Origin of the sequence: Microbacterium lushaniae (assembly GCF_008727775.1) — a bacterium.
GTDB classification, from domain to species: Bacteria; Actinomycetota; Actinomycetes; order Actinomycetales; family Microbacteriaceae; genus Microbacterium; species Microbacterium lushaniae.
In genome coordinates, this window is the sequence record NZ_CP044232.1 from 303641 (window position 1) to 328897 (window position 25257).

23 protein-coding genes, 1 tRNA gene and 1 pseudogene are annotated in these 25257 nt (G+C 69.2%); 14 read left to right on the forward strand and 11 right to left on the reverse strand.

The features are described from left to right. Nucleotides 1–87: 87 nt before the first annotated feature. The 6 genes from F6J85_RS01405 to F6J85_RS01430 all read right to left on the reverse strand — a co-directional run bounded on the left by F6J85_RS01405 (nucleotide 88) and on the right by F6J85_RS01430 (nucleotide 7749). Complete coding sequence (locus F6J85_RS01405) at nucleotides 88–1113, reverse strand: LacI family DNA-binding transcriptional regulator (protein WP_150923530.1); 1026 nt, start codon at nucleotides 1111–1113, stop codon at nucleotides 88–90. Further along, nucleotides 1110–2957: an MBL fold metallo-hydrolase gene (locus F6J85_RS01410; protein WP_150923531.1), complete on the reverse strand. Its 1848-nt coding sequence runs from the start codon at nucleotides 2955–2957 to the stop codon at nucleotides 1110–1112. Before F6J85_RS01410 ends, F6J85_RS01405 begins: the two co-directional genes overlap by 4 nt. Further along, entirely contained in the window at nucleotides 2954–4729 is a 1776-nt protein-coding gene (locus F6J85_RS01415) for an alpha-galactosidase (protein WP_150923532.1), read from the reverse strand. The genes F6J85_RS01410 and F6J85_RS01415 overlap by 4 nt, the downstream gene beginning before the upstream one ends. Nucleotides 4730–4829: 100 nt before the next feature. Continuing rightward, complete coding sequence (locus F6J85_RS01420; RefSeq protein ID WP_150923533.1) at nucleotides 4830–5483, reverse strand: aspartate/glutamate racemase family protein; 654 nt, start codon at nucleotides 5481–5483, stop codon at nucleotides 4830–4832. Then, entirely contained in the window at nucleotides 5480–6346 is an 867-nt protein-coding gene (locus F6J85_RS01425) for a hypothetical protein (protein ID WP_150923534.1), read from the reverse strand. The genes F6J85_RS01420 and F6J85_RS01425 overlap by 4 nt, the downstream gene beginning before the upstream one ends. Then, the gene (locus tag F6J85_RS01430; RefSeq protein ID WP_150923535.1) at nucleotides 6343–7749 is read right to left on the reverse strand and encodes an FGGY family carbohydrate kinase; all 1407 of its coding nucleotides are present in this window, start codon (nucleotides 7747–7749) and stop codon (nucleotides 6343–6345) included. Before F6J85_RS01430 ends, F6J85_RS01425 begins: the two co-directional genes overlap by 4 nt. Nucleotides 7750–7823: 74 nt before the next feature. On the opposite strand from F6J85_RS01430, the gene F6J85_RS01435 reads away from it, so the two are divergent. From F6J85_RS01435 to F6J85_RS01470, 8 genes are all read left to right on the forward strand, one after another. Then, nucleotides 7824–8573: a DeoR/GlpR family DNA-binding transcription regulator gene (locus tag F6J85_RS01435; protein ID WP_191906706.1), complete on the forward strand. Its 750-nt coding sequence runs from the start codon at nucleotides 7824–7826 to the stop codon at nucleotides 8571–8573. Next, on the forward strand, nucleotides 8570–9823 hold the full coding sequence (gene otnK / locus F6J85_RS01440; protein ID WP_150923537.1) for a 3-oxo-tetronate kinase: 1254 nt from the start codon (nucleotides 8570–8572) through the stop codon (nucleotides 9821–9823). Before F6J85_RS01435 ends, otnK begins: the two co-directional genes overlap by 4 nt. Further along, the gene (locus F6J85_RS01445; RefSeq protein ID WP_150923538.1) at nucleotides 9820–10422 is read left to right on the forward strand and encodes a class II aldolase/adducin family protein; all 603 of its coding nucleotides are present in this window, start codon (nucleotides 9820–9822) and stop codon (nucleotides 10420–10422) included. Before otnK ends, F6J85_RS01445 begins: the two co-directional genes overlap by 4 nt. A gap of 187 nt (nucleotides 10423–10609) precedes the next feature. Next, nucleotides 10610–11599, forward strand: a complete 990-nt coding sequence (locus F6J85_RS01450; protein ID WP_150923539.1) for a carbohydrate ABC transporter permease — start codon at nucleotides 10610–10612, stop codon at nucleotides 11597–11599. Then, complete coding sequence (locus F6J85_RS01455; RefSeq protein ID WP_150923540.1) at nucleotides 11599–12543, forward strand: carbohydrate ABC transporter permease; 945 nt, start codon at nucleotides 11599–11601, stop codon at nucleotides 12541–12543. The genes F6J85_RS01450 and F6J85_RS01455 overlap by 1 nt, the downstream gene beginning before the upstream one ends. Before the next feature lie 126 nt (nucleotides 12544–12669). After that, nucleotides 12670–14022, forward strand: a complete 1353-nt coding sequence (locus tag F6J85_RS01460) for an ABC transporter substrate-binding protein (RefSeq protein ID WP_238707022.1) — start codon at nucleotides 12670–12672, stop codon at nucleotides 14020–14022. A gap of 93 nt (nucleotides 14023–14115) precedes the next feature. After that, complete coding sequence (locus tag F6J85_RS01465) at nucleotides 14116–16599, forward strand: glycoside hydrolase family 38 N-terminal domain-containing protein (protein ID WP_150923542.1); 2484 nt, start codon at nucleotides 14116–14118, stop codon at nucleotides 16597–16599. A gap of 47 nt (nucleotides 16600–16646) precedes the next feature. Beyond that, nucleotides 16647–17111, forward strand: a complete 465-nt coding sequence (locus tag F6J85_RS01470) for an SRPBCC domain-containing protein (protein ID WP_150923543.1) — start codon at nucleotides 16647–16649, stop codon at nucleotides 17109–17111. A gap of 42 nt (nucleotides 17112–17153) precedes the next feature. Here F6J85_RS01470 and F6J85_RS01475 read toward each other — a convergent pair whose 3' ends face one another. Further along, a complete protein-coding gene (locus F6J85_RS01475) occupies nucleotides 17154–18107 on the reverse strand; it encodes an L-lactate dehydrogenase (protein ID WP_150923544.1) in 954 nt (317 codons plus the stop codon). A 101-nt stretch (nucleotides 18108–18208) separates the two neighbouring features. On the opposite strand from F6J85_RS01475, the gene F6J85_RS01480 reads away from it, so the two are divergent. Continuing rightward, nucleotides 18209–18299: transfer RNA gene (locus tag F6J85_RS01480), tRNA-Ser, on the forward strand. A 130-nt stretch (nucleotides 18300–18429) separates the two neighbouring features. Here the strand turns inward: F6J85_RS01480 and F6J85_RS17855 are convergent. Continuing rightward, nucleotides 18430–18936 carry a tyrosine-type recombinase/integrase gene (locus F6J85_RS17855; RefSeq protein WP_238707023.1) on the reverse strand — a complete coding sequence of 169 codons (507 nt, stop codon included), beginning with the start codon at nucleotides 18934–18936 and terminating at the stop codon, nucleotides 18430–18432. 521 nt (nucleotides 18937–19457) lie between these two features. Between F6J85_RS17855 and F6J85_RS01490 the strand changes: the two genes are divergently transcribed. Next, complete coding sequence (locus F6J85_RS01490; protein ID WP_150923545.1) at nucleotides 19458–19712, forward strand: hypothetical protein; 255 nt, start codon at nucleotides 19458–19460, stop codon at nucleotides 19710–19712. A 158-nt stretch (nucleotides 19713–19870) separates the two neighbouring features. Here F6J85_RS01490 and F6J85_RS01495 read toward each other — a convergent pair whose 3' ends face one another. Both F6J85_RS01495 and F6J85_RS01500 read right to left on the reverse strand, forming a co-directional pair. After that, complete coding sequence (locus F6J85_RS01495; RefSeq protein ID WP_150923546.1) at nucleotides 19871–20791, reverse strand: hypothetical protein; 921 nt, start codon at nucleotides 20789–20791, stop codon at nucleotides 19871–19873. Then, on the reverse strand, nucleotides 20757–21338 hold the full coding sequence (locus F6J85_RS01500) for an RNA polymerase sigma factor (RefSeq protein ID WP_202980859.1): 582 nt from the start codon (nucleotides 21336–21338) through the stop codon (nucleotides 20757–20759). Before F6J85_RS01500 ends, F6J85_RS01495 begins: the two co-directional genes overlap by 35 nt. 424 nt (nucleotides 21339–21762) lie before the next feature. Here F6J85_RS01500 and F6J85_RS01505 point away from each other — a divergent pair, with 424 nt between their 5' ends. The 4 genes and pseudogenes from F6J85_RS01505 (at nucleotide 21763) to F6J85_RS01515 (ending at nucleotide 23954) form a co-directional block, all read left to right on the forward strand. After that, nucleotides 21763–22134, forward strand: coding sequence for a hypothetical protein (locus F6J85_RS01505; protein ID WP_150923548.1), 372 nt, complete (start codon nucleotides 21763–21765; stop codon nucleotides 22132–22134). An 8-nt stretch (nucleotides 22135–22142) separates the two neighbouring features. Further along, nucleotides 22143–22367, forward strand: a pseudogene (locus tag F6J85_RS18255) (RNA polymerase sigma factor); the annotation flags it as partial. A gap of 142 nt (nucleotides 22368–22509) precedes the next feature. Further along, nucleotides 22510–22683, forward strand: coding sequence for an RNA polymerase sigma factor (locus F6J85_RS17625; protein ID WP_275094068.1), 174 nt, complete (start codon nucleotides 22510–22512; stop codon nucleotides 22681–22683). Nucleotides 22684–23708: 1025 nt separating this feature from the next. Beyond that, the gene (locus F6J85_RS01515; protein ID WP_150923550.1) at nucleotides 23709–23954 is read left to right on the forward strand and encodes a hypothetical protein; all 246 of its coding nucleotides are present in this window, start codon (nucleotides 23709–23711) and stop codon (nucleotides 23952–23954) included. 580 nt (nucleotides 23955–24534) lie between these two features. Here the strand turns inward: F6J85_RS01515 and F6J85_RS01520 are convergent. After that, the gene (locus F6J85_RS01520; RefSeq protein ID WP_150923551.1) at nucleotides 24535–25215 is read right to left on the reverse strand and encodes a TetR/AcrR family transcriptional regulator; all 681 of its coding nucleotides are present in this window, start codon (nucleotides 25213–25215) and stop codon (nucleotides 24535–24537) included. Nucleotides 25216–25257 lie beyond the last annotated feature (42 nt).

Genomic DNA, 25257 nt, shown 5'->3' on the forward strand with positions numbered 1-25257 from the left:
GCGGCGCGCATCGCCCGACGTGGGTGCGATCCTCCGACGTTCGCGAGAGGCGAGAGGCGAGAGGCGAGAGGCGAGAGGCGGGGCGGGCTAGGAGGGGGGAGCGGCGATCGACCCGCGGTCGATGAACGTCGTGGGCATCACGATGGTCCGCACGGGTGCGGCCGGTGACTCGATGCGCTCGAGCAGGGCGCGCATGGCGGCGGATCCGAGCGACCCCACGTCCTGCACGCTCGTGGAGACACCCGGCTCGACGATCGTCATCCAGGGGGCATCGTCGAAGCCGACGATGCTGAGCTGGTCGGGGACCCGCAGTCCCAGGGCAGCAGCGGCGCGCCACGCGCCCTCGGTGAGGACGTTGTTCGCGGCGAAGACGGCGGTGGGCCGGTCTTCGCGCGAGAGCAGCTCCCGCGCCGTCTGGGTCGCCTCGGCGGTGTCCCACCCGGCGGGGACGACGAGCGACTCGTCGACCGGGATGCGGTGGGCAGTGAGCGCGTCGCGGTACCCGCGCAGGCGCTCCTCGCCCGTGGTCCACTCCGTCTCGTCGATGAGCAGGGCGATGCGGCGGTGGCCGGCGGTGATCAGTCGGGAGGTCGACTCTCGCGCTGCCGCACGGTTGTCGACCACGACGGCGTCGGTCGCCTCGCTGTCGAATCGGCGGTCGACCTCGATGAGGGGAACGCCCACTCGGCTCAGGAAGGCGCTCAGCTCGGCCGAGACGGGCGTCGCGATGACGCCGGACACGCGCGAGGCGACGAGCGCCTCGGCGGCGGCGAGTTCGTCCTCGGCGGCCCGGTGCAGATCGACCAGCACGAGCGTGCGGCCATGGGCGCTGGCCTCGCGCCCGATGCCGGAGGCCAGCTCGGCGTAGAAGACGTTGCGCAGGTCGGATACGAGCACGCCCACCGCCCGGCTCGTGCCCTGCTTGAGCCCGCGAGCGGTCGCATCCACGACGTAGCCGATCTCCTTCGCGGCGGCGCGGACGCGTTCGCGCACGTCGCGGCGGACGTAGCCGTTGCCCGACATCGCGCGCGAGGCGGTGGATCGCGACACCCCCGCGGCCTCGGCGACCTCGCGGATCGTGGCGCGGGTGACGCTCTCGCGGGCGGTCGTCATGACCGGGCGTCCGCGACGTCGACGAGCGCCTCCGCGTGCTGGCCGAGCAGGAGGTCGGCGATGGCGACGTCGATGGCGATGCGCTGCCTGCGCCCCGCAGACGACGGCACCACGGTCAACTGCACGCAGGACTCCTCGTTCGGTGCGAGATCGACCCTCAGCTCGGATTCGGACGAGTGCCAGCCTATCGGGAGCACAGGTGTCATCCGCGCGACCGCCCGCTCGCGCAGAGGGTTGCGCACCCGCACCGTGTAGTGGATCGGCTCGCCGACCTCGGCGCGCGCGCGGTAGGGCTGGAGCCGGGCGGCCTGCCCGTCGGGCGCGATGGAGAGCTCGTCCAGGGGCAGCAGACGCCGGTGGATGTCGTCGACGAGCCGGCCCGATTCGGCGAGGTACTCCAGATAGGCGTCGTCGGTCCACCGCGGCTCCCAGTGCCCCGACGCCATCAGTCCAGGCGCGATGGTGCGGTACAGCTCGGCGCTGCGCGAGTAGTCGCCGAGCCGGAAGAGGTTGCGGTACTGGTAGTTCATGAGGTCTCGGCGACCGTCGCGGCCGCCGAGGCCTTCCTGCTGATCGCCGGTGAAGACCACTTGGACGCCGTCGACCTCGACGGCGTAGGCCACCGCGTAGAGGGTATGACCGGGCTGTTCGTGCGCGGTGAAGGTGTACTCGTTCCACGTGAACGGCTCACCCAGCGGCAGCACGCGATCCGCCACGATCGGGTCGTACCACTGGCACGGCAGATCCTCGAGCCAGGGATCGGCCATCGTGGGTGCGATGTTCTCCGGGATCCACAGCTCGGTGCCCTCCACGTCGCGCAGCAGCGGCATGCCGGCGATGTGATCGTCGTGGTAGTGGGTCGGCACTGCGACGGTGATGCGGGTGACCCCGTAGAGCTCGCGCAGCGCCGGGAGCGAGGCCAGCCAGGGCCGGCGCGCGGCGCGGTCCTGACCGGCCGCGATCCCCGGCGACATGTCGTACCCGTAGTCGACGATGAGCGCCTCGCGCGTCGCCGAGAGCACGACGTACGAGCACGAGTTGGACGTGCGATTGAGCAGGAGGTGCGGCGTGAGGGCGATGTACGGGTCTTCGAGCCGCGCCCGCAGATCCGTCGGATAGGACCGCCGGGAGTCGACGTACTCCTGCATCGCCTGGGCGAGCAGTTCGAGCGCGCGGTCGGGATCTCGCATCACATCGCCGTGCGCGGGTGCGATCGCCGACAGGTGGTGGCGGTGCAGCAGGAGCGCACTGATCACCGTCATCGCGGGGCCCTCGTTCTGCGTGTACGACCACTGTGTGGCCGCGAGCGACCACACCTTCCCCGGCGCGTACAGGAGGTCGCCCGTGAAGGCCAGCCGCTCGCCGTCGCGATCGAGCAGGTACGTCACCGAACCGGGGGTATGCCCAGGGGTGGGCAGGACGAACAGGTGCGTCCCGGCGAGCTCGAGCGTGCGGTACTCCGGAACTGTCGCATGCACCGGCACGGACGCCAGGAGCGAGAACCGGTCCTGGCGGAGGTTGTAGTCGTTGTCGAGCGGGCGCCCCGCCCACATCTCCTCCACGCGATCGAAGAGGTCGCGCTCGACGGGCGGCACGTGGATACGGGCACCGTGGCCCACCGCCCGCGGCAGCCCCTGGCCCTGATCGCGGTGGTGGTGGGTCATCAGGACATCGGTGATGCGGCGGATGCCGAGATCATCGAGGTGGTCGAGCACCCGGCCCGACCCGAAGTCGATGGCGATGCCGTCGCGCTCGCCCTCGGGCGCGTCGGGGTCGGCGAGCAGGTAGACGTTGCACGTGTCGCCGATGCGCCAGACCCCGCGGGCGATCGGGGTGACCGTCATGTCAGGGTCTCTCGATGCTCGTCCCACGTGCGCCCGATGAATGCGAGATGGTCGGGTTCGATCGGCTGGGCTCGCACCCGATCGATGTAGTAGAGCGCCGGAACGCCCAGCCCGCTCTGGGCGCGCGCGTAGTCGAGCCATTCGTCGCGGCTGGGCATCGGCCACTGATCGGTGTCGATCGGATGGTGCGGGAGCACCGCCTGCACCACCTGGTGGCGGGCGCGCAGCTGAGCGGCGACGGATACGCGCTCGCCGGTCAGGCCGCGCTTGAGCACATCGTTCGTGCGGATCATGTCGGTGGCGTCGCCGAACGCCGGGTGGACCGTGTGGGTGATCACGAGGGCGTCGGGCTTGATCCGCTTCGCCGCGTCGTGAAGCCGCTCGACGAGCCGGTGCACTGCCGCGATCCCCCACACCCCGTCGCCGTCGGGCGTCGAGCGGAGGGTCGCGCCGCTGGGGGTGCGCTGGGTGAAGTCCACCTTGAGGCCGTCGGCGTCCAGCCCGTCGGCGGAGAGGAGCCGCTCGACGATCGCGTCCAGGCGTGCGAGGTAGGCGGGATTGCCCGGGTCGGCGGCGATGGGCCGGCCCGCGGCATCCGTGATGCACTCCTCGATGGGAAGGCCTCCGGGATCCCACGCCTTCCACCACAGCAGAACGCGTCGCCCCTCGCCGTGGCGACGTGCGATCCAGCCGCGAAGGTCGGGCCACGCCTCCGCGTCCGGTTCGGCGGTGCCGTACTCGGCCTGCCAGCGGTCGTCGATCACGACGGTGCCGGGGTTCAGCTCCGCCGCGGCGAGGAGGTCGAGGAACTCGTCGTAGACGTCCTGTCGGCACAGGCTCGGCGCCGCTCTGCCGGCGCGCGCGACCTGGGCGCCCCAGCCGCAGAACAGCGGCTCCAGCCACCACCGGTGCAGCTCGGGCGCGGCGTCGGGTGCCGTGCCTGTGCGCACGGCGTCGTCGCGGTAGGCGCGCAGGGCGGTCACGGGCGACTCGACGGGGCGGATGACGACGGTGGGCGAGCGCCAGGAGCCGTCGACGTGCGTGTGGCCCTCGTAGCCGAGGCGCAGGAGCCCCGCACCGTCGAGGGGATCGAAGCGCATGGCCGTGAAGCCGAGCTCGGCGACCGGCGCCCGCAGCCACGTCGCCAGCCACGGGCCGGCGGGCGGCGAGAACGGGTCGGCGGTGGCCGCACGCCCGAATGCCAGGGCGAGCGGCGGCGGCGAGAAGATGCCGTGCAGCCGCCCGGGGGTGGCGTCGCCGACGACTCCCAGCGACGCTCCCGCCCACGCCGGCCGCACGAAGGCGATGGGTTCGGTGGGGGCCGGCACGTACATCGACTGCGCATGGATCCCCGAGCGGAATGTGCCGGAGGCGCCGCTGGGCAGCGCGCCGTCTCCGCCCAGGATGGTGACGTCGGTGAGCGAGCCGGTACCCGTGCACTCGAGCGTGATCTCCAGCTGCGCCGCGGTGCACCGGATCACGAGGACACGGTCGGTCCAGGCGGCGGACTCGGTGCGGATCCTCACCACGATCGCGTCGTCCTCGACCGACACCTCGGGTTCGTGGATCCGCGTCGTTTCGTCGCGGGCCTGGGCGGTGTGGACGCTGGAGAGCACGCACAGCCGCATCCACCGGGCGCCGTCGGCGTCGCGCAGTGCGAGGTACGGCGACTGGGTGAGACCGCGCGTTCCGATTCGCCAGGAGAGGGTGAAGGCGTCGGCGGTGACGGTCGCGCGCGTGGCGCCCTCTCCCAGCGCAGGGGCGGAGGTCATGCGCGACATCCTATGTGACAACGTTCCCAGACGGCAGGTGCCCCGCGGTGAGAGTGCGCAGATCACCGGTTCTCAGCCGGTCCTGAATGGCGACCGCCGCCTACGCCGAGCGGCCGGCCAGTGACGCGGCGAAGGCCGCGGCCCCCGACTCCGGAGAGGTGAGTACGCGAGGGTCGTCTCCTGCGCCGGTGGCCATCGAGGCCTGGGCGAGCACGATGGCATCGGCGTCGCCGGCAGCGACGGCATCCGCGATCAGGCGGTCGTGCCGCTCCTGGTCGCCGGCACTGCGCGCGTCGGCGGCGCCCGCGACGACCGCGGCGGTGATGTCGATGCGCCCGCGGCCGGCGGCGGCCTCGACGAGCCGCTTCGTGGGTCCGAGGGTCGCCTGCACCGTCGCGAGCACCAGGATGCGGCCGCGGCCGGCGGACGCGCGGGCCACGGCCTCGGCGGCCATCGCGGCGTCCACGCGCACGAGGGGCAGCCCGACGGTCGAAGCGGCGGCCGCGGCGGCCTCGCCGATCGAAGAGCACGTCACCAGCACCGACGATGCGCCGGCTTCGCGCAGGGCAGCGAGGTGCCGGCGCAGATCGTCGGTCACGTCGGCGGTGACGCTGCCGGCCTCGACGGCCCGCGCGAGGAGTGACGGGTCGGCGACATGGACGATGTCGAGGTCGTCGCCGTGGGCGGTGAGCAGAGCGTGGAAGACGGGCACGAGCCCCGGGACGGTGTGCAGGACTCCCACTCGCGCGCTCATGCGGCGCTCCAGGGGCGAGCCGTCTCGTCGACCACGTCGGACAGTCGCCGCAGCCGCTCGACCGATCGCGTGCGCAGTTCGGTCCGCGCGTCGTGGCTGCCGACGACGTCGCTCCACAGCGCCCGGCCGGCGAGGAAGCCGCTCGCGCCCTCCAGGCACGCCGCCCGCACGGCGTCGGCGAAGCGATCGCGCTCCACCCCCTGCGAGAGGACGACCCACGGCCCGTTCATGCAGTCGTGGAGGGCAGCGCTGGCCGAGCGCTGCCGAGCCTCGTCGCCGGACCCGGCGAGGGGGACCTGCGCCTTGTACAGATCCGGCCGCAGCGCCGACAGCTCGCGCGCGGCCTCCCGGATCGCGGCATCCGGATCGAAGCCCTCTTCGCCGGGTGCGGCGCGCACGACCGGCTCGAGCACCGAGAGCACGCCGTGTTCGCGCGCCACCCGGATGAAGCGTTCCGCGAGTGCCACGCGGGCCTCACGACGCCCGTCGCGACGCCAGATCACGAGGAGCTTGAGCGCCGAGACCCCGTCCGGAATGCGTGCGACCACCCCCTCGTCCAGCCCGGTGTCCTCGACCGGTCCGCCGTCGGCCTGGTCGAGCGCGTCGACGGCGAGGATCAGGCCCGTCGATGAGGGGAGGGCGGCGCGGACCGCGTCGAACCCGTACTGCGCGTCGGCGAGGAACCCCGAGGCGTACGGGCCGAGCGTTTCGGCGACGGCGACCTTGAAGTCGATCAGCACATCGTCGGCGGGGCGGCCGCGACCGGCGGTGTCGAACATGTGCCGCAGGCTTTCGCGCTGGTCCATCGCGACCATCGCGAAGGCCCCCGAGGGCCGCGCGATCGCGTTGAGCGTGACGGTCATGATTCTCCTTCGTCAGCGACGGCGGTGAGAAACCGCCGGTAGGCGTCGCGCATGCCCGGCGCGCCGGCGGCGGCCACCGGGCGGCGGGGGAGGGTCAGGGCACCGGATGCCGCGCCTGCGCGCACAGCGGCCAGCAGCGCCGCGGCGGCGGCGACCGGCTCCTCGAGCATGCAGAGGTGCGTGGGCACGCCCGCCGCCGCGACCAGCGGCGCCCAGGCCGGGACGCGGGCGGCCAGCGAACCGAGCACGGTGACATCGGCGGCGGGACTCCCGGCCAGATCGTCCGCGGTCTCGCGCATCCACCGCGCGTGGGAGACGAGCGACTGCAGCACAGCCCTGGCGCGATCGGTCGCGTCGGCCGCGACCCCCAGAACCCGAACGCGCGCGTCGGGGTCGGGGCGGGGGCACTGCCGCCCGGATGGGTAAGGGAGCACGGTGAGCCGCGTGGTCTGCCACGCGTCGGGACCCAGGCCCCCGAGCGCTGCGAGCGTGTCGTCGCCGGGGTGCTGCGCCTCCCACCACGCCAGCATCGCCCCGCACGCAGGGCTGCCCCCGAGGATCGTGGTGCCGGCACCGTCGACCGTGCGCCCCACCGCGAAACCGCAGGCCACGGCACGCGAGGTCGAGGCGTCCGTGGCCACGCGGACGATCGCTTCGGCGGTGCCGAGGGAGTCGGCCACCGCGCCGGGCGCACGCACGCCGGCCCCCCACGCACCCACGACGTGGTCGTGCCCCGCGACATACACGGGGATGCCGCGCCCCAGACCGAACCGGCGGGCGTGCGCCGACGTCGTCGCGACAGGGGCGCCGGGAGCGCGGATCTCGGGCAGCTCCTGCTCCGAGATGCCGAGTGCCGACAGGACCGCGGCATCCCACGCCTCTCCGTTCGCGCCCGCCATCATCGTGCGGGCGGCGAGGGTGTGATCGGTCGCGCGCACGTCGGTGAGGGCATGAGCGACGAGGTCGGCGACGCCGCCCCAGTAGCGGGTGGCGGTGAACACGTCGGGGCTGTCGGCGCGCAACGCTGTGAGGGCCACGACGGCGGGCTTTCCGGTGGCCGGCACGCCGGTGACCGCGGCGAGGTCGGGATGCTTCGCCCGCATGCTCTGCAGATGCCGGGACTGCATCGACCGATCCCAGCGCAGCAGCGGCGTGAGGGGCCGGCCGCGTGCATCCAGCGGAGCCCCGCTCTCGGCCATCGAGGCGATCCCGACGGCGGCGACGGGGCCGCGTGCCGACTCGGCACACTCCCGCGTCACCGCGGCGACCGTGCTCAGGAGCTCATCGACCGTCGCTGCCGTCGCCGCGCGCGCGACGTGCAGCACCGAGACGGCATCGGTCAGCTCGACCAGCGATGCCTTCACCGTCGAGCTGCCCACGTCCAGTCCGACCGCGAGTGTCACGGCGCCAGTGTGTGACGAATCGGACAGATTTGGCAAGCATGTCCGATAATCAACATCCGAGGGAAGGAGCCGCGATGCGCTACACCGAAGCGCCTGAGCGCCGCGCGCACCTGCAGCGCGCGGTCGCCGCTGACGGCTATCTCTCCTCCGCCGATGCCGCAGAGCGCCTCGGTGTCTCCGAGATGACCGTGCGGCGCGACTTCCGGACCCTCGAGGAGCAGGGCGTGGTTCGCCGGGTGGCGGGCGGGGCGACGGCGCCCGGCGGGTCGTCCTTCGAGCGGCGCGACGCCGTCGGCGCGGCTGAGAAACGTGCGATCGCCGAACGGGCAGCGCGGGAGGTCGCCGGCGCCGCCACGGTGGCCATCGACGCCGGCACCACCACGCAGGCCGTCGCCCCGCTGCTGCGCGACCGGACCATCGTCACGCATTCGCTTCCCGTGATCGAGGCGATCACCCGCATCGGATCGCCCGGCCTGGTCGCCGCGGGCGGGCATTACCAGCCCGATACGCGGTCATTCGCGGGGCCCCTCGCCGAGGAGACGCTGCGCAGCATCCGCTGCGACGTCGCGCTCCTGTCGGCGACCGCACTCGACGACGAGGGCCTGTGGGGCACGAACGTGCTGGATGCCGCCATCAAACGCGTGCTCGCCGCGCAATCCACCCGCGTCATCCTGCTCGCCGACGCCGGCAAGCTCGGCCGGGTCGCTCCGGTGCGGATCGCGGGCCTGCACCTCATCGACGTGCTGATCACCGATCGCCGCGCCGACGCCGGCCTCCTCGCGCGGCTGGAGGCGGCCGGCATCGACGTGAAACTGGCCGGATGAGCGTGGAGCTCGGCGTCATCGCCGACGACCTCACCGGTGCCTGCGATGTCGCCGCCGGGGTGCACGGCCTGGGCGTCGAGGCGGAGGTGCGTCTCGGCGTGCCCGATGCGAAGGCACGCCCCCGCGGCCGGGTCGTCATCGTCGCGCTGAAGTCGCGCACCGCCCCCGTCGCCGAGGCCGTGCGCGACAGCGTCGAGTCCGCCCGGGTGCTGCGCGCGTGGGGCGCGGGCCGGCTGTACCTGAAGTACTGCTCCACGTTCGATTCCACCGACGAGGGCAACATCGGCCCGGTCGCCGATGCGCTCCTGGACGTCCTGGGTGAGGACGCGGCATCCGCCGGCACGCCGGCGACCCCCGCTGCCGCGCGGACGATGCACCGCGGTCACCTGTTCGTCGGTGATCGGCTGTTGTCGGAGTCGTCGCTCGCGCACCACCCGCTGACGCCCATGCGCGATCCCGACATCGTCCGCGTGCTCGCGCGTCAGACGCCCCGCCCGGTGGCGGGGATCCCCCTCGAGACCCTGCACACCGGACCCGCGCCCGTCGCCCGGCGTCTCGCGGAACTGCGGGCGCAGGGAGTCCGGCACGTCCTGTTCGACGCGGTGGAGGACGACGATCTGGATGTCGCGGCGGCAGCCGTCGCGGGCCTGGACGACCTCCTCCTGACCGGTGCGGCAGGATTCGCCACCGCCCTCGCGCGACCTCTCGCGACGGAGACACCCGACCGGGCACCGCCGCCGGAGGGCGCCGGACTGATCCTCTCCGGAAGCGGCTCGGAGCGCACCCGAGCTCAGGTGGCGGCCTACCGGGGGCCCGCGCATCGGATCGACGTCCCCGCCCTCGTGTCGGATGCGGCTGCCGTCGTCGCCGCCGCGGTGGCCTTCATCGGCCGCGCCGGTGACACGCCGCTCATCACCGCGACGGCCGAACCCGAGGAGGTCGAACGACTGCAGGCGCGCTGGGGTCGCGACCGCACCGCCGCGCTCGTGGAGGACGCCCTCGCCCGCATCGCGGTCGCTGCGGTCGGAGAGGTGGGCGTGCGGCGGGTCCTCGTCGCCGGTGGCGAGACCTCCGGCGCCGTCGCGGCGGCCCTCGGCGTGGCAGTCCTGCGCGTGCGCCGGGTGGCCGCTCCGGGAGTCGCGTGGACGACCGCGACCGACCGGGCAGGCCGCGCGCTGGACCTGTGCCTCAAGTCGGGCAACTTCGGCGGCACCGACTTCTTCGACGACGCATGGGAGGAACGAGGATGAGATCAGCGGAACGACTCGTGGACGCCTGCCACGCGCTGGCGGCCGCGGGGTTGTCGCCCGGGCGGTCGGGGAACGTGAGCGTCCGGGAGGGCGATCGTGTCCTGATCACCGCCACGGGTGCAGCGCTGCGGCGCCTGGGTCCGGAGCATGTCGCGGTGCTCTCCCTCGACGGAGCGCACCTGTCGGGACCGGCCCCTACCAAGGAGTGGGCACTGCATATGGGCGCGTACCGTGTGCGGCCGGATGCCGGGGCGATCGTGCACCTGCATTCCCGCGCGGCCACGGCGCTGTCCTGCCTTCCCGTGGCCGCGGGGTCCGACCCCCTCCCGGCCTACACGCCCTACCGCATCCGCATGCTCGGTCGGGTCGCGCTCATCGCATACGCCGCCCCCGGCTCGGACGACCTGGCCCGTGCGGTGGCGGCGGCCGCCGCATCCGCGCATGCCCTGCTCCTGGCAAATCACGGCAGCCTCGTCTGCGGGTCGGACCTCGAGCACGCGGTGGACCTCGCCGAGGAGTTCGAGGCGGCGGCCGAGTTGGTGCTCGCTCTGCACGGCCGCGGTGCGCGTGTGCTCGATCCCGCGACCGCCTGGCGCTGACCCGCCGGGCTGTCCGCCGCCGGCGGGATGACGCACACGATCAACTGCTCGGGGAACCCCGTTGCGGGAGAAGTGCCCGTGGACGTAAAGTCCACCAAATGTCGTAAGTGGTAACGATGCCACATACGCACGCAGAGCAGCGGAGGTACACGATGCGCAGGCACGTCCTACGCCCGGCGGTCCGGACATGAGCGCCGCCACCGGTTCCACCGAAGCGATCACCACGCGAGACAGCCGCCCGCGCAAGGGCCGTTTCGGACGCAAGCCTCGCGCGGAGAGGGAGCACTACAACAAGCGCGAGGCCCTCGCGGGCTACCTGTTCATCTCGCCCTGGATCATCGGATTCCTCGTGTTCACCGCCGGCGCGATGGTCTACAGCCTCTACATCTCCTTCAGCACTTACAACCTGGCCACGAACACCGCCCGCCCGATCGGGTTCGACAACTACGCCGGTCTCTTCGAGGATCCGCGCGTGGGTGTGGCCCTGGCCAACACGCTCTTCTTCGCCGTGATGGCCGTGCCGCTGGAGATCATCTTCGCGCTCGCCCTGGCGCTGCTGCTGAACCTGACCAACAAGGGCGCGGGTTTCTTCCGCACGGTGTACTACCTGCCGAAGATGACCCCCGCCGTCGCCACGGGCGCGATCTTCTTCCTCCTCCTCAACGGCAACACCGGAGCGATCAACGAGGGCCTCCGCGCGATCGGCATCGAGGGCCCGCAGTGGCTCGTCGATCCGGCCTGGGTGAAGCCCAGCATCGTGCTCATGACGCTGTGGACCGTCAGCGGGACGATGGTCATCTTCCTCGCCGCGCTGAAGAACGTGCCGGTGGAGCTGTACGAGGTGGCATCGATCGACGGGGCCGGACCCATCCGCAAGTTCTTCTCCATCACGCTGCCGATGATCTCCGGCGCGATGTTCTTCAACGTCATCGTGCTCTCGATCGCGGCGTTCCAGGTGTTCGATCAGGCCTACATCCTGTTCTGGCGAGATCAGAGCAACTCCTCGCCGGAGGCGTCCCTCTTCTATGCCATCTATCTGTTCCAGCAGGCCTTCCGTCAGTTCAACTTCGGCTTCGCCGCCGCGATGGCGTGGCTGCTGTTCGTCATCATCATGGTGATCACGGTCATCCAGGTGAAGTTCGGCAATCGCTTCGTCTACTACGAGGGAGACCGCTGATGTCGCTCGCCCAGGAAACGCCCGGCGCCCCGGCGACGATGCCGGCGGCGTCCATCGTCCCGCCGGCGCCATCGACCGCCACCCGCAGGGCGCGCAGGGGTCCGAAGTCGCTCATCGGCAGGATCGTGCTGTGGATCCTCCTCCTCGGCTTCACCGCGCTGTTCATGTACCCCTTCGTGTGGCTGCTGGCGGCGAGTTTCAAGCCCCGCGGTGAGGTCTTCGACAATCGGCTGATCCCGAAGACCTTCCTGCCCGAGAACTACGTCGAGGTGTGGAACCAGCTCCCGCTGCTGAGCTGGATGTTCAACAGCGTCGCCATCGCGCTGCTGGCGGCGACGGCGGTCGCGGTATCGAGCTCGATCGTCGCATTCGGGTTCGCCTACTTCCGCTTCCCCGGCCGCAGTCTCCTCTTCGGTCTCGTGCTGGCCACCATGATGCTGCCGGGCGCGGTGACCATGATCCCGATCTACCTCATCTGGAAGGAGACCGGGCTGCTGGGGACATGGGTGCCGCTGTGGGGCATGAACCTCTTCGGCTCGGCGTTCTACATCTTCTTGCAACGGCAGTTCTTCCTCGGCCTGCCCAAGGAGCTCTTCGAGGCGGCGCGCCTGGACGGTGCCAGCTACTGGGGCCTGTTCTGGCGCATCGCGATGCCGCTGTCGGTCCCGTCCTTCATCATCGTGTTCCTGTTCGAGTTCCAGGCGAGCTGGAACAACCTGCAGGCGGCGCTGATCTACCTGAACGCCGGTTCGGTGGACGAGTTCACCGCGCCCCTGGGGATCGCCTACGCGATGACCAAGTACAGCCCCACCGCGGGTGGTCAAGGCGACTACCAGTACGTCATGCTCGCCTCGCTCGTGGTGACGCTGCCGATGCTGATCCTCTTCGCGTTCGGCCAGCGCTATTTCATCGAGGGCGTCGCGACGCAGGGGCGCAAAGGATGACCCGGGCACGCACATCGATCCGGCGACCTCCCCTCATCACCAACTGAACACGCGGTACCACCACCGTCGCCGAACGGCGCGACGAGGTGGAGTCCCCGACCGAAAGGGAAAGAGATGCGCAAGCGCATGACAGGAATCGCGGCGGTGGCCGCGGCATCCGCTGTCGTCCTCACCGGCTGCGGCGGCGGAGGAGGCGGGGATGCGGCGGCGGACGTCGACTTCACCGCCGAGCCGACCGGCACGCTGTCGGCGTGGGGCTTCGAGAACGCGGACGATGTCGGCACCTCGCGGATGGACCACGCCGCGGAGCAGCTGAGCGACCTGGAGATCGACCTCGACGCCACCGCGTTCGACGCGCAGAAGTTCACCACGCGGCTGGCCAGCGGCGACGTCCCCGACGTCGTGCAGATGGACCGGCGCTACGTGACGACGTACGCGGCGCAAGACCTCGTGATACCGCTGGATGAATGCTTCGAGGCGCACGACGTCTCACCGCGCGACCAGTGGTACCCCTTCGTCGTGGAGGACGTGACGTACGAGGACGCGATCTGGGCCGTGCCGCAGTTCTACCAGCCGCCGGCGATCATGGTGAACAAGACGGTGCTCGACGAGGCCGGCGTGAGCGTCGAGGAGATCGACACGTCCAACCCGGATGCGTTGATCGGCGCGATCGAGAAGATGTACCAGGCCTCCGGCGGTGTGCCGACCCGACTGGGGTTCGACCCCCAGACGACCGGTCAGTCGGGTCTGTGGATCCTCGGGATGGGCGGGCAGCTCATCGACGAGGAGGGCGCCCCGACGCTGGATGACCCGAGCAATGTCGCCGGCATCGAGCTGCTCCAGCAGATCTCCGACGCACAGGGCGGGTACGCAGCCGTGAAGAGCTTCACCGACTCCTTCGACACGTTCGGCGAGAACAACCAATTCGTGGCCAACCAGGTGGGCGCGCAGGTCAACGCGCAGTGGTACCCCAACGTGCTGTCGCCGTACGTCGACCAGATCGACATCGAGGCGGTGCCGTTCCGCGACTCCGACGGCGAACCGTTCTCGGTGGCCTCGGGGTCGGCGTTCGTGATCCCGGCCGGCGCGGAGAACCCGGCGGCCGCCTGCGCGTGGATGATCAATCTGACCTCGGATGACGCGTGGATGGCAGCCGGGGAGGCGCGCGGGGCGACCCGTGCCGCGGACGGCGGCATCAACACGGGCCTGTTCACGGGTTCGCCCGCCGCCGACGAGGCCGTTCGTGAGGGATGGGTGGCGGAAAGCGGCAACGTCGGCTTCGACCAGGTCATCTCGACGTATTACGACGTCGTCGAGTACGGCGAGTCGTTCGGATCATCCCCCGCCGGGCAGGAGATCCAGAACGAGTTGAACAACGCCATCACCGCGGCGCTCCTGGGCGACAAGACCCCCGAAGAGGCGCTCGCCGACGCCCAGGCCGCGGCCATGCGGGCATACGAGAACGTCACCGCGGGCTGACGCCGGGCGGCCTCTCGATGCGGGGCGGGTCGACTTCGGTCGGCCCGCCCCTACCCCGTCAGCAGCGTGCCCTGCACCGGAACGAAGGAACCCATGCCGATCAGAGAGATCCTCCTCATCGGTCACACCCACCACGACGTCGGGTACACGAACAGTCCGCGTCTGATCGACCGCATGCACGCCGACATCGTCGGACGAGTCCTCGACCTCGCCGAGGAGCACCCGGGGCAGGGGCCCGCCGCGTTCCGGTGGACGTTCGAGGTCGCACGACCTGTGCTGACGTTCCTTCGCCGTGCCACCGCGGGGCAGCGCGAGCAGCTGTCGGAGCTGGCCCGGACCGGCGCGATCTCGGTCACCGGCGGGTACCTCAACATGACTCAGCTGCCGAGTACCTTCGAGTTCGACGCCGCCTACGACCTGCTCGGGGAGATCCGGCAGGCCGGCATCCCGGTGCGCACCGAGCAGCACGGCGACGTCAACGGCCTCGCGTGGGGCCTGGTCGATCGGATGCGCGACGCCGGGATCGGCCGTCTGGTGATGGCGCTCAATCCCGACCACGGTCGGGCGCCCTTCACTCAACCGAGCGGCTTCTGGTGGGAGGGCCCGTCGGGTCGGCGGGTGTTCGTATGGCTCTCCACGCACTACGGTTTCGGCGAGGAGTGGGGGATCGTCGACGGCGACGTCGCACTCGCGGAACGGCGCATCCAGGACTTCGTGGAGCGATTGGATGCGCGCGAGGACTATCCCTGGAGCGCGGCGGTCGTGCACGCGGGCAACGACAACCGCTGGCCCACCGCACGCTTCCTCGACGTGGTGCGTACGTGGAACGCGCGTCACCCCGACCTGCCCATGCGCGCCGCGACGATCGACGAGGCACTCGACGGCCTCGAAGCCGAAGCCGAAGCCGCGGACCGGGACATCCCGACCGTGCGAGGCGAGTGGGCCGACTGGTGGTCGCACGGCCACGGGTCCACGGCACGCGAAGTCGCGGTGTACCGGGAGGCGAGGACGTTCGCACGCGCCGCGGAGAGCACGTTCGCGCTCGCTGCGCTCGCCGAGCCCGGGGACGTGCCGCTGTTCGACGTGCTCGGGTATCGCCGAGGACCCGTGCGCCTGCGCTCGTCCGCGGAGGTGGCCGAGGCGATGCAGCACATCTTCGAGCAGCTGCTGCTCTACGGCGAACACACGTGGGGAAGCTGGGAGACCTACTCCAAACCTCATTCGACGTTCAGTCACTCCCACCACAACGCCAAGTCGGGGTTCGCCTACGACGCCTTCGACCAGGCACGCGACCTCGCGATCGAGGGGTGGTTCGGGTACGCGTACGCGGGATCGGGCGCTGAGGTCGCCGAGGGAGCCGCGGATGCGGCGGGGGAGGGGGCGCTCGTCGTGGTGAACCCGACCGAGGCGCCGCGCAGCGAGCTGGTCGACGTCGAAGTCGCGGGAGTGCGCCGCGTGCGCGCCCTCGCCGAGGTGGGCCCGTTCGGGGTGGCGGTGATCCCCGTGCCGGGCCCGGGGGAGGAGGAGGCCGTGACCGGGCCGGTCGAGGCTGGGCGATACCGCGTCGCGGTGGACCCCGGCCGCGGCGGCATCGTCTCGCTCGTGGACGTGGCCACGGGCCGCGAGCTCGTCGACACGGCGGCCGCCATGCCGCTGGGCGCGCTCGTCGACGAACGGGTCGTGGCCGGGTCGCAGCATCCGATGCTCACCCAGTCGCCCAAGCACTTCCACCCCGACCATCCCGGACCGGAGTTCTCCCGCGACGTCGCCACGGGCACTGCGCCGCCACGGGTGCGGCGCGCCGCCGGCGTGACGCAGATCACGTGGGAGGGCTCGGCGCCGGGCATCCCGAGGGTGGTCACGACCCTCGCGATCGCCGACGACATCCCCGACCTCGAGCTCGACGTCTGGCTGAGCAAACCCGAGCGATTCGAGCCGGAGAGCGTGTTCGTGGCGTTTCCGTTCCAGGTGGCGAATCCGGAGTTCCTCCTCGAGACGGCGGGCGCCGTCTTCGCCGCCGAACGCGAGCAGCTGCCTGACACGAGCAAGGACTGGTACTCCATCCAGCACGCGGTCGGCGTCGGGGGCGACGGCGGCGGCGTGCTGTGGGGAACGCGGGACGCCCCCCTCGTGCAGGTGGGCGACTTCCACACGGGGCGGTGGGCGCGCCGCTTGGAAGCCGTCGGCGGACACGTGAACAGCTGGCTCATGAACAACCTGCACTTCACCAACTTCCAGGCGCGGCAGGAGATCACGCGGGTCTTCCGCTACCGATTCCGACCCGTGGATGCGGTGAGCGCTGCCGATGTGCGGAGATACGGTCGCGACCTCCTGGAACCGCTGCACGCGCGCCACACCCTCGCGCCGCCGCCAGCGCGGCCCGCGCCGCCCGTGACCGTCGAGCCCGCGGAGCGACTGCTGGCGGAGCTGCGACCTGCCGGTGAGGGGCAGGTGCGCGTGCGGCTTCGCAACATCACGGGGAACCCGGTGACGGCTGTGGTGCGTGGCCGGGGGCCGGAAGCGCCGGTCGAGGTCCCGGCCTCCGGCGTGGCCGACATCCTGCTCCCCGCGCGCTGACGATGCCGGCGTACGAGACCTCGCCTCGCGGGGCGTATCGTGGCGCCATGCGAGTCGAGCGTGCCACCCGACACATCACCGCCGACCCGGAGCGGGTGTTCCGGGCCTTCACCGATCCCGACCTGTTCGTGGCGTGGATCCCACCGGAGGGGATGACCGGCAGGCTCGAGGAGTTCGACCCCGAACGAGGGTATCGGATGGTTCTCCGCTACGAGAATCCGCCCGAGGGTGGCGGCAAGGCCACGCTCGACACGGACGTCAGCGTCGTGCGGCGCGTGCTCGTCGATCCGCCCCGCACGCTCGTCGAAGAAGTCGATTTCCCCTCCGGCGACCCCTCGTTCGCCGGCACGATGCGGATGACGTGGACTTTCCAGCCGGAGGTGACCGGGACCCTCGTCACGATCGAGGCGACGAACGCTCCCGCGGGGATCGACCAGGACGTGCACGTGGGGGCGATGATCTCCTCGCTCGCCCAGTTGGCCCGTGCCGTGGAGCACGGAACCGTCGGCTGACGCGTCGGTCTGGTCCCACCGGGGCCGCGAACCGGCCGGGGGTCACTCGCGCAGGCTCGCCGCCACCGTCCGCAACGCATCGCCCGAGCGCTGGAGCAGCGTCATCTCGTCCTCGGAGAAGAGCGTCTCCCGAATCGGCACGGCGCCCGACGCGCTCACGATCGACGGCACCGACAGGGCCACCCCGTCGAGCCCGTGGAAGTCGTCGAGCACGGTACTCACCGGCAGGACGGTGTGCTCGTCGCGCAGGACCGCCTCGACGATCCGGGCGCTGGCGAGCCCGATGGCATAGTTCGTCGCGCCCTTGCCCTCGATGACCTTGTAGGCGGCGTCGCGCACGTCCACCGCGATGCGGTCGAGCTCCTCGGCGCTCATCCGCGGGTGCCCCGGCGACTCCCACTCGAGGATCGGCACCGTTCCGATCGTCGCGCGCGACCACAGCGGGAACTCCGTGTCGCCGTGCTCGCCCACGATGTAGGCGTGCACGTTCGAGGTCGCCACGCCCGCGCGCTGGGCGAGCTTCCACCGCAGGCGGGAGGTGTCGAGCACCGTGCCGGAGGAGAAGATGCGTTCCGGCGGCAGGTTCGTCGCCTCCTGCGCGAGGACAGTCAGGACGTCGCACGGGTTGGTCACGATGACGTAGATGGCATCCGGAGCGACTTCGAGCAGCTGAGGCATCATCGACCGCAGGATGCCGGCATTCACCCCGGCCAGTTCGATGCGCGTCTGGCCGGGCTTCTGCTTCGCGCCGGCGGTGATGACGACGACGTGCGATCCCGCGGCGACGGAGATGTCGCTGCCACCGATGATGTCGCTCGACCCGGTGAACTGGGTGCCGTGGGCGAGGTCGAGCACTTCGGCCTCGACCTTCTGCGTCGCAATGTCGTACAGCGCCACATGCCGCGCCGATCCGCGGATGAGGGCGGCGTACGCGACGCTGGCCCCCACGCTGCCCGCGCCCACCACCGTCATCTTGGAATTCTCGATCACGCTCATGGGCCCAGTCTTACAGGCGCCCTCCCGGCCCGGCTACGGTCCCGGGCCCGCCGGAAAGCGCCGATTCGCGGGGTTGCGTGTGGTGTCGTAAACTGATCGGCGGTGACGTGTCCGAGCGGCCGAAGGTGCAACTCTCGAAAAGTTGTGTAGGGTAACCCCCTACCGTGGGTTCAAATCCCACCGTCACCGCCAGCGTCGAAGCCCCGCGAGCCCTTGGAAACACTGGGATCGCGGGGCTTTCGTCTTGCCTCGTTCGGCTTCGTGGGAAAGATTCGGGAAAAACCGCTTCGCGGAGCCCCTATGACGATCCGCCTGGCCGACTTCACAGACCGCGCGCAGCGTCCCTGGGTGAGCCTGGGGAAGGCATCGGAGGCAGTATCGCCGACGGGCGTATTGATGCGCCCCGCGCCTGCTGCTCCTGGACGACGACGACCGCAGCATGGCGGGCGCTCGTGAGGGCCTGAGCTACGTAGTCGAGGTCATCGTCGAAGAGGTCGGCGTACGTGTCGAGGGTCATGGCCGCCGATGCGTGCCCGAGCATGCGCTGAACGGCTTTGACGTTTGCTCCGGCGCTGATCGCAAGGCTGGCAGCCGTATGGCGCAGGTCGTGCGGAGTGATACGAGGAAAAGTTGGGTCGACGCGCATTGCGCGGCGCACGGCAGCGGCAAACCATCCGTCGCGGGAGTTCGGCAGTCGTTGCGGCTCGGAGCCGTTTCCGAAGAGAAGATGCTTAGGGCGCTTGAGGTGCAGTTGTATTCGGATGAGGTCCTCGAGGAACTCCGGGTAGGGCACGGAGCGTGTGGCATGGGTCTTCGGGGTACCGGTCACGACCGCGGTTCACCATGATGGCGTTCTCCTGGACATTAACTCGACGACGACTGAGGTTGACGTCGGCGACTCGGAGCCCTGTCGCCTCGCCCCATCGCAGTCCCGTGTACGCCAAGAAGTAGACGAGCGTTGGGTGTAGGGCCTGGTTGGCGAGCAGGTCCACTTGGCTATGGGTTAGGTACACCCGCCGCTGGGGGTTTTCCTGGGCAGCTTGATCCCGCGTGCGGGATTGTCGGCGAGCCGGCGGTCACGCACCGCCACATCGAGGATGGCCGCGAGTACTCCGTAGGCGCGGATCTTCGTCGTCGCCTTCCGTCGGCCAGCGATGTCCGTCACCCACGCACGGATACGCAGAGCACCTGGGCGCCCGAAATGTACCTGCAACTCGGTCAAGCCATCGGCGAGGTCTAGAGCATCAGTAACTACAAATGTCACTGGTTCACCCGTTCACCGTCGTCTCGCGCTCCCAATCCCGAACAACAGACGTCATCGGCGCGCGGTGAACCGCGAAGGTTTGGTCCGTGCGTGTCGACGAGTGGCTCACCGGCCGCGGCGATTCGCAGATCGAGGTGACCTCGCCACCTGCGGCGTGCGGAGAGAGTGACGATCGGTATTTCGGCCCTGACCCCTTCGAGACGGCGGTGGGTTATGAAGAAGCCATCCTGTTCCTCCACAAAACCGGAGACGGCTGGATGGCTATCAATCCGAGCCAGGGCGTCCTCGAACTTCGTCGCGACGGCTCGTTACCAGCGGCTCGGCCCGATCAACAGCGGTAGGGGATCGGTCAAGGGAGTATGCGCAGGTGGGTTCGAGGACGCGCGTGACCTATGGCGCTCTTCGGGCGCGCGGGTGTCGGCGGCCTCCGGCTCGATCAGTATCTCTATCGGGACGGTTGGGGGAAGTGCGAGAGATGCCGGACCGATCGGGGACGACATCACGGTGCGGTCTCCGCAACAGTCGTCTCGATTGCTGTGTGGCCCACTACCTCGTTGACGCCGAAGCCGAAGACAGCGACGGTGTAGAGGTCGCGCTCTCCGATCACCAGTCCGGTCGCAGGATCAACGATGATTTCCTGCCTCTGGCCTCCGCGCAAGAACTCGGTGCGGCCGATCGCGATGCCGAGCTTGCCGTCGTAGTTCTCCACGTCTGCGGTGCTGCTTACGCCCGGAATGAGGGCCAGCGCCTCGAAGAGCGCGGCACGAAGGTCCGCGGGAACGAGGCCGGTGGCGAGCACGTCGGTGATGCGGTCGAAGTTGTCTTCGTCACGCGACTTGTTGCCCCCGGTGTACTGCGCGTCGAAGTAGGCGAGGGCTTCGGCTCCGGAGTTGGTGGGGATGTCGGAGAGGTCTGCCACGGGTGAGGGGTAATCGCCGTAGAAGTTGCCATCGGCTGCTCTCAGCGTTTCTTCGTCGCCGGGGACGTTGGCTCGCCAATCCCGATACATCACCCATGGCGCGTCGGGGTCCGTTGGCATGTAGACCTCGATGATCTGTTCGTTCATTTGGCGGTCGATGGTGCCGCCCGCCTGCGTGCTTTCGATCAGCCAGTCCGCATGCGTGCGGGAGAGGAGATATTGACCGGATGCGGGGTCGGTGAAATTGATCGTCTCGTTTGCTAGTGCGCGCAGCGCGGATGCGGCTTCTGCGGACTCGGCTGCCATCGCGGCATTTCCACCGACGAGCGTCAGAACGGCCGCTCCGGCTGCGCCGGCAAGAATCCAGCGCGCGCGGGGGCCACGACGCCGTTTGGGTGCCTGCATGGCGTGAGTCAGCTTGGTGAAGGCTGGTGCCAGCTGGTCTGACGTGGGCTCGGAGACGTCTTCACGCAGGGTCCGGAGCATAGTGAGCTCGTTCATGAGTTCCCTCCTCGATGAGGGGCTCTGCGCGTAGTGCGCGCCGAGCCCGGTTGAGTCGTGAGCGGACGGTGCCGGTCGGGATCGACATCGCCTCCGCGATCTGCTCGTAGGAGAGGTCCTCCCACGCGTACAGGAGCAGACAGTCCCGATCGCCAATGGGCAACCTCCGCAGAACCTTCGCGACGCGCTTCATCTCCAGATGCGCTGCAACTTGTTCATCCATGCGCTCCGGGTCGCTGACGGCGGGGCTGTCCGCCACGAACCGCTCGGCGGTTCGAAGGGTGCGCGCCTCCGCAATGCGGTGGCGGTGGATGAGGTTAGTCGCGATCCCGAACAGCCATGGCCGTGCGTCCTCGTGGGAGAGGTCAAACCGGGCCCGGCGCTCGAAAGCGATCAAGAAGGTTTCGCTGATGACGTCGTCCGCGACGGTGTCACCGGCGCGGCGCGCCACGTACCGATGCAGCCGTGACGCGTGTCGGTGGAATAGTTCCCCGAACACCGCAGGCTCGCGCACCGACCGTTGGATCACGCTGCTGTCTGTGCTCACGTCTTGTATTCATCGCTCACCACGGAAAGGTTCACGACCGGCACTCCCCCAAATTTCCGCGCTGCTTTAAGGCAACCATCTCATTCCGTTCCACTTTCGCAGCCACGTGCGGTGCGACGCTCGAGAGTGCAGTATGCGAGGCGTTTGCAACGTTTCTGCGGTGAAGGGGCATGTAGTGGTGAACCCTGGAGGGGATATGTCCCGATCTGACTTAGATGAGTTACTTGCGCGACTGGCGCGCCCGCTTCCCCATGAGGCCGACTCCGAGGCGCGGCGACTGGCGCAATCGACGGTGCCCGCACGCCTACGGCGCGGGCGCGCCCCTCGGGGGAGGTGGGTCCTGCCAGCGGTCATTGCAGGCGGGGTGGCACTCACTGCAGGTGCAAGTACGGCCGTTGTAATGGCCCACTGGGCAGGGGTTGGAATGCCGCCTGAGCACCTTCGCAATAACGAACCCATTCCGATCAGCTGGACGACCGAAACCGGCCACACCGAAGAGTGCTGGGGGTGGATAGAGATCCGCAATCCGGAATCTGGCGATGGCGAAACCCTTGATGCGGCCGTCACCGCTCACGACTGGTCAGGCCTCGGGCAGCGTCTCTACGACGAAAACACCGTCGGCCATAATGCGGAGGACGTAGACGGTGAGATTCGGGTCAGCGATGGCCTAGCGCCCATCATCCGGTCGTTTGCGGAGCAAACATTTCCAGGCATCGGCTGGCTAAGCGAGGGCGGTATCGAAGATGCGCCCGCCGTCGATGGATGGGGCATGACTTGCGTGCCCCCGAAGTCGTGAACCCTCGCATGGACGCCCGTACGGCACGAGTCGCCGCGGCCGTCGACACGAACGCGTCGGACGTTCTCGGCTACTTCGCCCGACGAGTGGACCAGCCAGAGGACGCCGCTGACCTCCTATCTGAAACGTTCCTCGTGATCTGGCGGCGTGCTTCGTCGTTACCTCCGACCGACGCTGAAATGAGGCCATGGATCTTCGGCATCGCACGAAAGGTCCTGCTGCGCCACTACCGCCACACCACAAGGCAACACGCACTCGCTGATCGGGTTCGAACCATCTTGTCTGTCACTCCCCACCCGGGCTTCCACGATCCCTCGGAACACCCCGAGTTGCACGAGGCCATAGCGCGCCTCGACCGGGGTCGACCGCGATATCATCGGCCTCATCCACTGGGAGGGCTTCTCGCTCGTAGAAGTAAGTCGCATCCTCGCTATGAAGGAAGGCACCGTCCGAAGCCGGTATCACCGCGCCCGCGCGTCGCTGCGTTCCCAGCTGCAGCTGGAGCATCAACGGCACACGAAAGCCCCCGGCCCCTCGCCTGTTCCGTAGATGCGTCGCGGTGCCGCCCCAGCCCGACAGGCACTCTGCACATGGCCGCGGCTTTGCCCCGCTTGCCTCCTTAACGGTGATTATCGGCGAAGACACCCCTGGGCCTGGGAGGTGGCTGCCCACGGCCATGGCGTCGCGGCGCGGCTGCCGTTCGTGCCCGCTGCGGGCAAGGCCGTGGGCAAAGCCGAGGAAAGTCCAGGCCTCGTGCGGTCGATCCCTGAAAGGTCGTCCGCCGCGCAATGACAGGGAAATCGGGCCTGTGCCTACCTTCGAAACGGGATCCGATAAGAGTTCAAATCCCACCGTCACCGCCACGGAAAATACCTGATCAGCGCTACTTTCGAGTAGCGCTGATCTGCGTTTGTGAACAGATCCGTGAACAGATTTCGTTCACGGGTTGTTCACGCTTCGCTCTCCTGCGGACCGTTTCGATGAGGTTCGAACGGTCGTCCAACGCGGAAAGACGCGGATCTCGGGTCGGGACTGGCTCCGACCTACCGTGGGAATCTCGCCCACTGGAGGGTGACGGGGACACGAGATACCGCTTGCCTTGACGAGTCTTGTACGGCTGAACGCTATCCATCCGCCTGTCGGCCTGCCTCGGGAGCGCAACGTCAGCTCGCGCATGGGGGCCTCAGATGACCGCTCGATCGGGTCGAGGGCGATGTCATCGACGCCCCCGCGTCCGAGCCGAACCGGGCGGACCCGTCGTCGGCAGGCAGAAAGAGCGCGACTGGCGGAGAGCGCGAGGCTCGGACTGAGTTCTTGGGGTTGACCTGGTCACCAGGATGTTGTTGTTCATCTGGAGCTTGACATTGTTCTGGGAACAGGGCTTCTACTGGGGCAGAAGTCGAGAGCTTCTCGATGTGACGACCTACACAGCAAAGGAACCCAGCCGTGAACCCGCGTAAAGAACTCTTAGGCAACCTTCAGGATCTCGTGAGGCCGGTGCGCGAGATCGTCCGATCCGTCATGGCGATACTCACCCGCAGCCGACCGGGACTGGACGCGATCGTGGAGAGATCATGAAGCTCCTCGACGTGGCGCTAAGCGCCGCCATGCTGCTGTCCGCAATCGTCTTCTCTGCCTACATTGCGTTGCACTTCTTCGACTTCGGTCTCTTTAAAATTCTCCCCCCGAGCATCTCCGGATTCTTCGTCCGCGTTGAGGCGCTGCAATACGTGGCGCTCGGCCTCTTCGTCGCGGCGCTGATCGCGAAGGTTCCCTTGCGCCGGGAAATCAAACGACAAGAAACCGAAACGCAGATCTGACCAGTGGTAAACCGCGCAGGACGACCCTTCAACCGTCGGTGCCACATTCTGGCTGAAGGATCCCGTAGCGACTTGACCTTGTTGTGAGAACACGGTCTCTACTGACGACGTTCAAATCCCTCCGGCTCCGCTCACGGGCCGTTGGTGACGCTGGCGATGCTGGGGGCGTAGAACTGGGAGAACTCTAGGCCGGCGGCGTCGCAGCGAGCACTCGATCTTGCTCTCCGGCGGCTAATAGGGCGTGCCCACATCCTGCCCACAAGCGACGGCGATCGGGGGCGAATGAACCGAGTCGGGCCAAGGTTCCACCTGGCCCAGAACGGCGTGATTCCGCGGTATCCGACCGATCGGGAACGAGCAGGATTCAACCTCTTTGGGTTCAAATCCCACCGTCACCGCCATTTCCCAGATCAGCGCCCCTTTTGAGGGCGCTGATCTGCATTGTGGGAAGACTGGGAAAGCTCGTGCGCTTCAGGCTCCCGGGTACCGACGTCATCGGATCGTCACGGCGAAGGATGAGGGCGGCTCCCCCTACAGGAACGTCCACGACGTGCTATCGCGTACAGCGCGGGCTCTGCGTTCAGTCGACGTCGTCGGCTGTGAAGTGGTCGATCAGCACTGACCGCACCTGTAGGTAGAGGTGTCGGACGGATGCCTTCTGGCCGCGTTCGGCGCGGCGCGCCCACTCGTCGTAGGCCAGGCGAACGTTCGTGTTGATCGCGGTGACGACAGCCCGGGCCCGGATCTCGTCGGCGTCCGGGTCGTCGTCGGCGTGCAACACGATGGTGGTGAGGGCCTGCACGTATTCGTCGTCACGGGCGAGGGCGCGGGAGAGCAGGCCCGGCTCGGCGAGAACGAGGCGACGCGCCCGCAGGATGCGTGTGTGGGTGTCGGGCTGCTCGGCGTCGAAGGCATCGATGGACGCCAGGTAGGCCTGCTCGATCGTGCGTCTCACCTCGGGCGCCGCCCCGTCGACGGCGCGCACGCTGGCGATCAGCCGCTCCATCGAGTCGTCGTCGACGAACAGGGCGTTCTCTTTCGTCACCGCGTGGCGGTAGAAGGTACGCGGGGCGATGCCGGCCGCTTCGGCGATCTCCTCCACCGTCGTGGCGGTGACACCCTGGCGCTCGAAGAGCTCGATCGCCGCGTCGGCGATACCGCGACGGGTCTCACGACGTCGCTGTTCGCGCAGACCGCGGTGGGCGTCAGGGTCATCGGCGGGACCGGTGTTGTTCCGGCGCCGATCGTCGGGTTCGAGCATCCGCCCATTCTCGCACCCGAAGAACCGATAGTGGCAGTCACT

What these genes read in the sequence shown, in the direction of transcription:
- F6J85_RS01405 (WP_150923530.1), bottom strand. Translation starts at nt 1,113, where the DNA reads ATGACGACCGCCCGCGAGAGCGTCACCCGCGCCACGATCCGCGAGGTC.
- F6J85_RS01410 (WP_150923531.1), bottom strand. Translation starts at nt 2,957, where the DNA reads ATGACGGTCACCCCGATCGCCCGCGGGGTCTGGCGCATCGGCGACACG.
- F6J85_RS01415 (WP_150923532.1), bottom strand. Translation starts at nt 4,729, where the DNA reads ATGACCTCCGCCCCTGCGCTGGGAGAGGGCGCCACGCGCGCGACCGTC.
- F6J85_RS01420 (WP_150923533.1), bottom strand. Translation starts at nt 5,483, where the DNA reads ATGAGCGCGCGAGTGGGAGTCCTGCACACCGTCCCGGGGCTCGTGCCC.
- F6J85_RS01425 (WP_150923534.1), bottom strand. Translation starts at nt 6,346, where the DNA reads ATGACCGTCACGCTCAACGCGATCGCGCGGCCCTCGGGGGCCTTCGCG.
- F6J85_RS01435 (WP_191906706.1), top strand. Translation starts at nt 7,824, where the DNA reads ATGCGCTACACCGAAGCGCCTGAGCGCCGCGCGCACCTGCAGCGCGCG.
- otnK (WP_150923537.1), top strand. Translation starts at nt 8,570, where the DNA reads ATGAGCGTGGAGCTCGGCGTCATCGCCGACGACCTCACCGGTGCCTGC.
- F6J85_RS01445 (WP_150923538.1), top strand. Translation starts at nt 9,820, where the DNA reads ATGAGATCAGCGGAACGACTCGTGGACGCCTGCCACGCGCTGGCGGCC.
- F6J85_RS01450 (WP_150923539.1), top strand. Translation starts at nt 10,610, where the DNA reads ATGAGCGCCGCCACCGGTTCCACCGAAGCGATCACCACGCGAGACAGC.
- F6J85_RS01455 (WP_150923540.1), top strand. Translation starts at nt 11,599, where the DNA reads ATGTCGCTCGCCCAGGAAACGCCCGGCGCCCCGGCGACGATGCCGGCG.
- F6J85_RS01460 (WP_238707022.1), top strand. Translation starts at nt 12,670, where the DNA reads ATGACAGGAATCGCGGCGGTGGCCGCGGCATCCGCTGTCGTCCTCACC.
- F6J85_RS01465 (WP_150923542.1), top strand. Translation starts at nt 14,116, where the DNA reads ATGCCGATCAGAGAGATCCTCCTCATCGGTCACACCCACCACGACGTC.
- F6J85_RS01470 (WP_150923543.1), top strand. Translation starts at nt 16,647, where the DNA reads ATGCGAGTCGAGCGTGCCACCCGACACATCACCGCCGACCCGGAGCGG.
- F6J85_RS01475 (WP_150923544.1), bottom strand. Translation starts at nt 18,107, where the DNA reads ATGAGCGTGATCGAGAATTCCAAGATGACGGTGGTGGGCGCGGGCAGC.
- F6J85_RS01495 (WP_150923546.1), bottom strand. Translation starts at nt 20,791, where the DNA reads ATGAACGAGCTCACTATGCTCCGGACCCTGCGTGAAGACGTCTCCGAG.
- F6J85_RS01505 (WP_150923548.1), top strand. Translation starts at nt 21,763, where the DNA reads ATGCCGCCTGAGCACCTTCGCAATAACGAACCCATTCCGATCAGCTGG.
- F6J85_RS01515 (WP_150923550.1), top strand. Translation starts at nt 23,709, where the DNA reads ATGAAGCTCCTCGACGTGGCGCTAAGCGCCGCCATGCTGCTGTCCGCA.
- F6J85_RS01520 (WP_150923551.1), bottom strand. Translation starts at nt 25,215, where the DNA reads ATGCTCGAACCCGACGATCGGCGCCGGAACAACACCGGTCCCGCCGAT.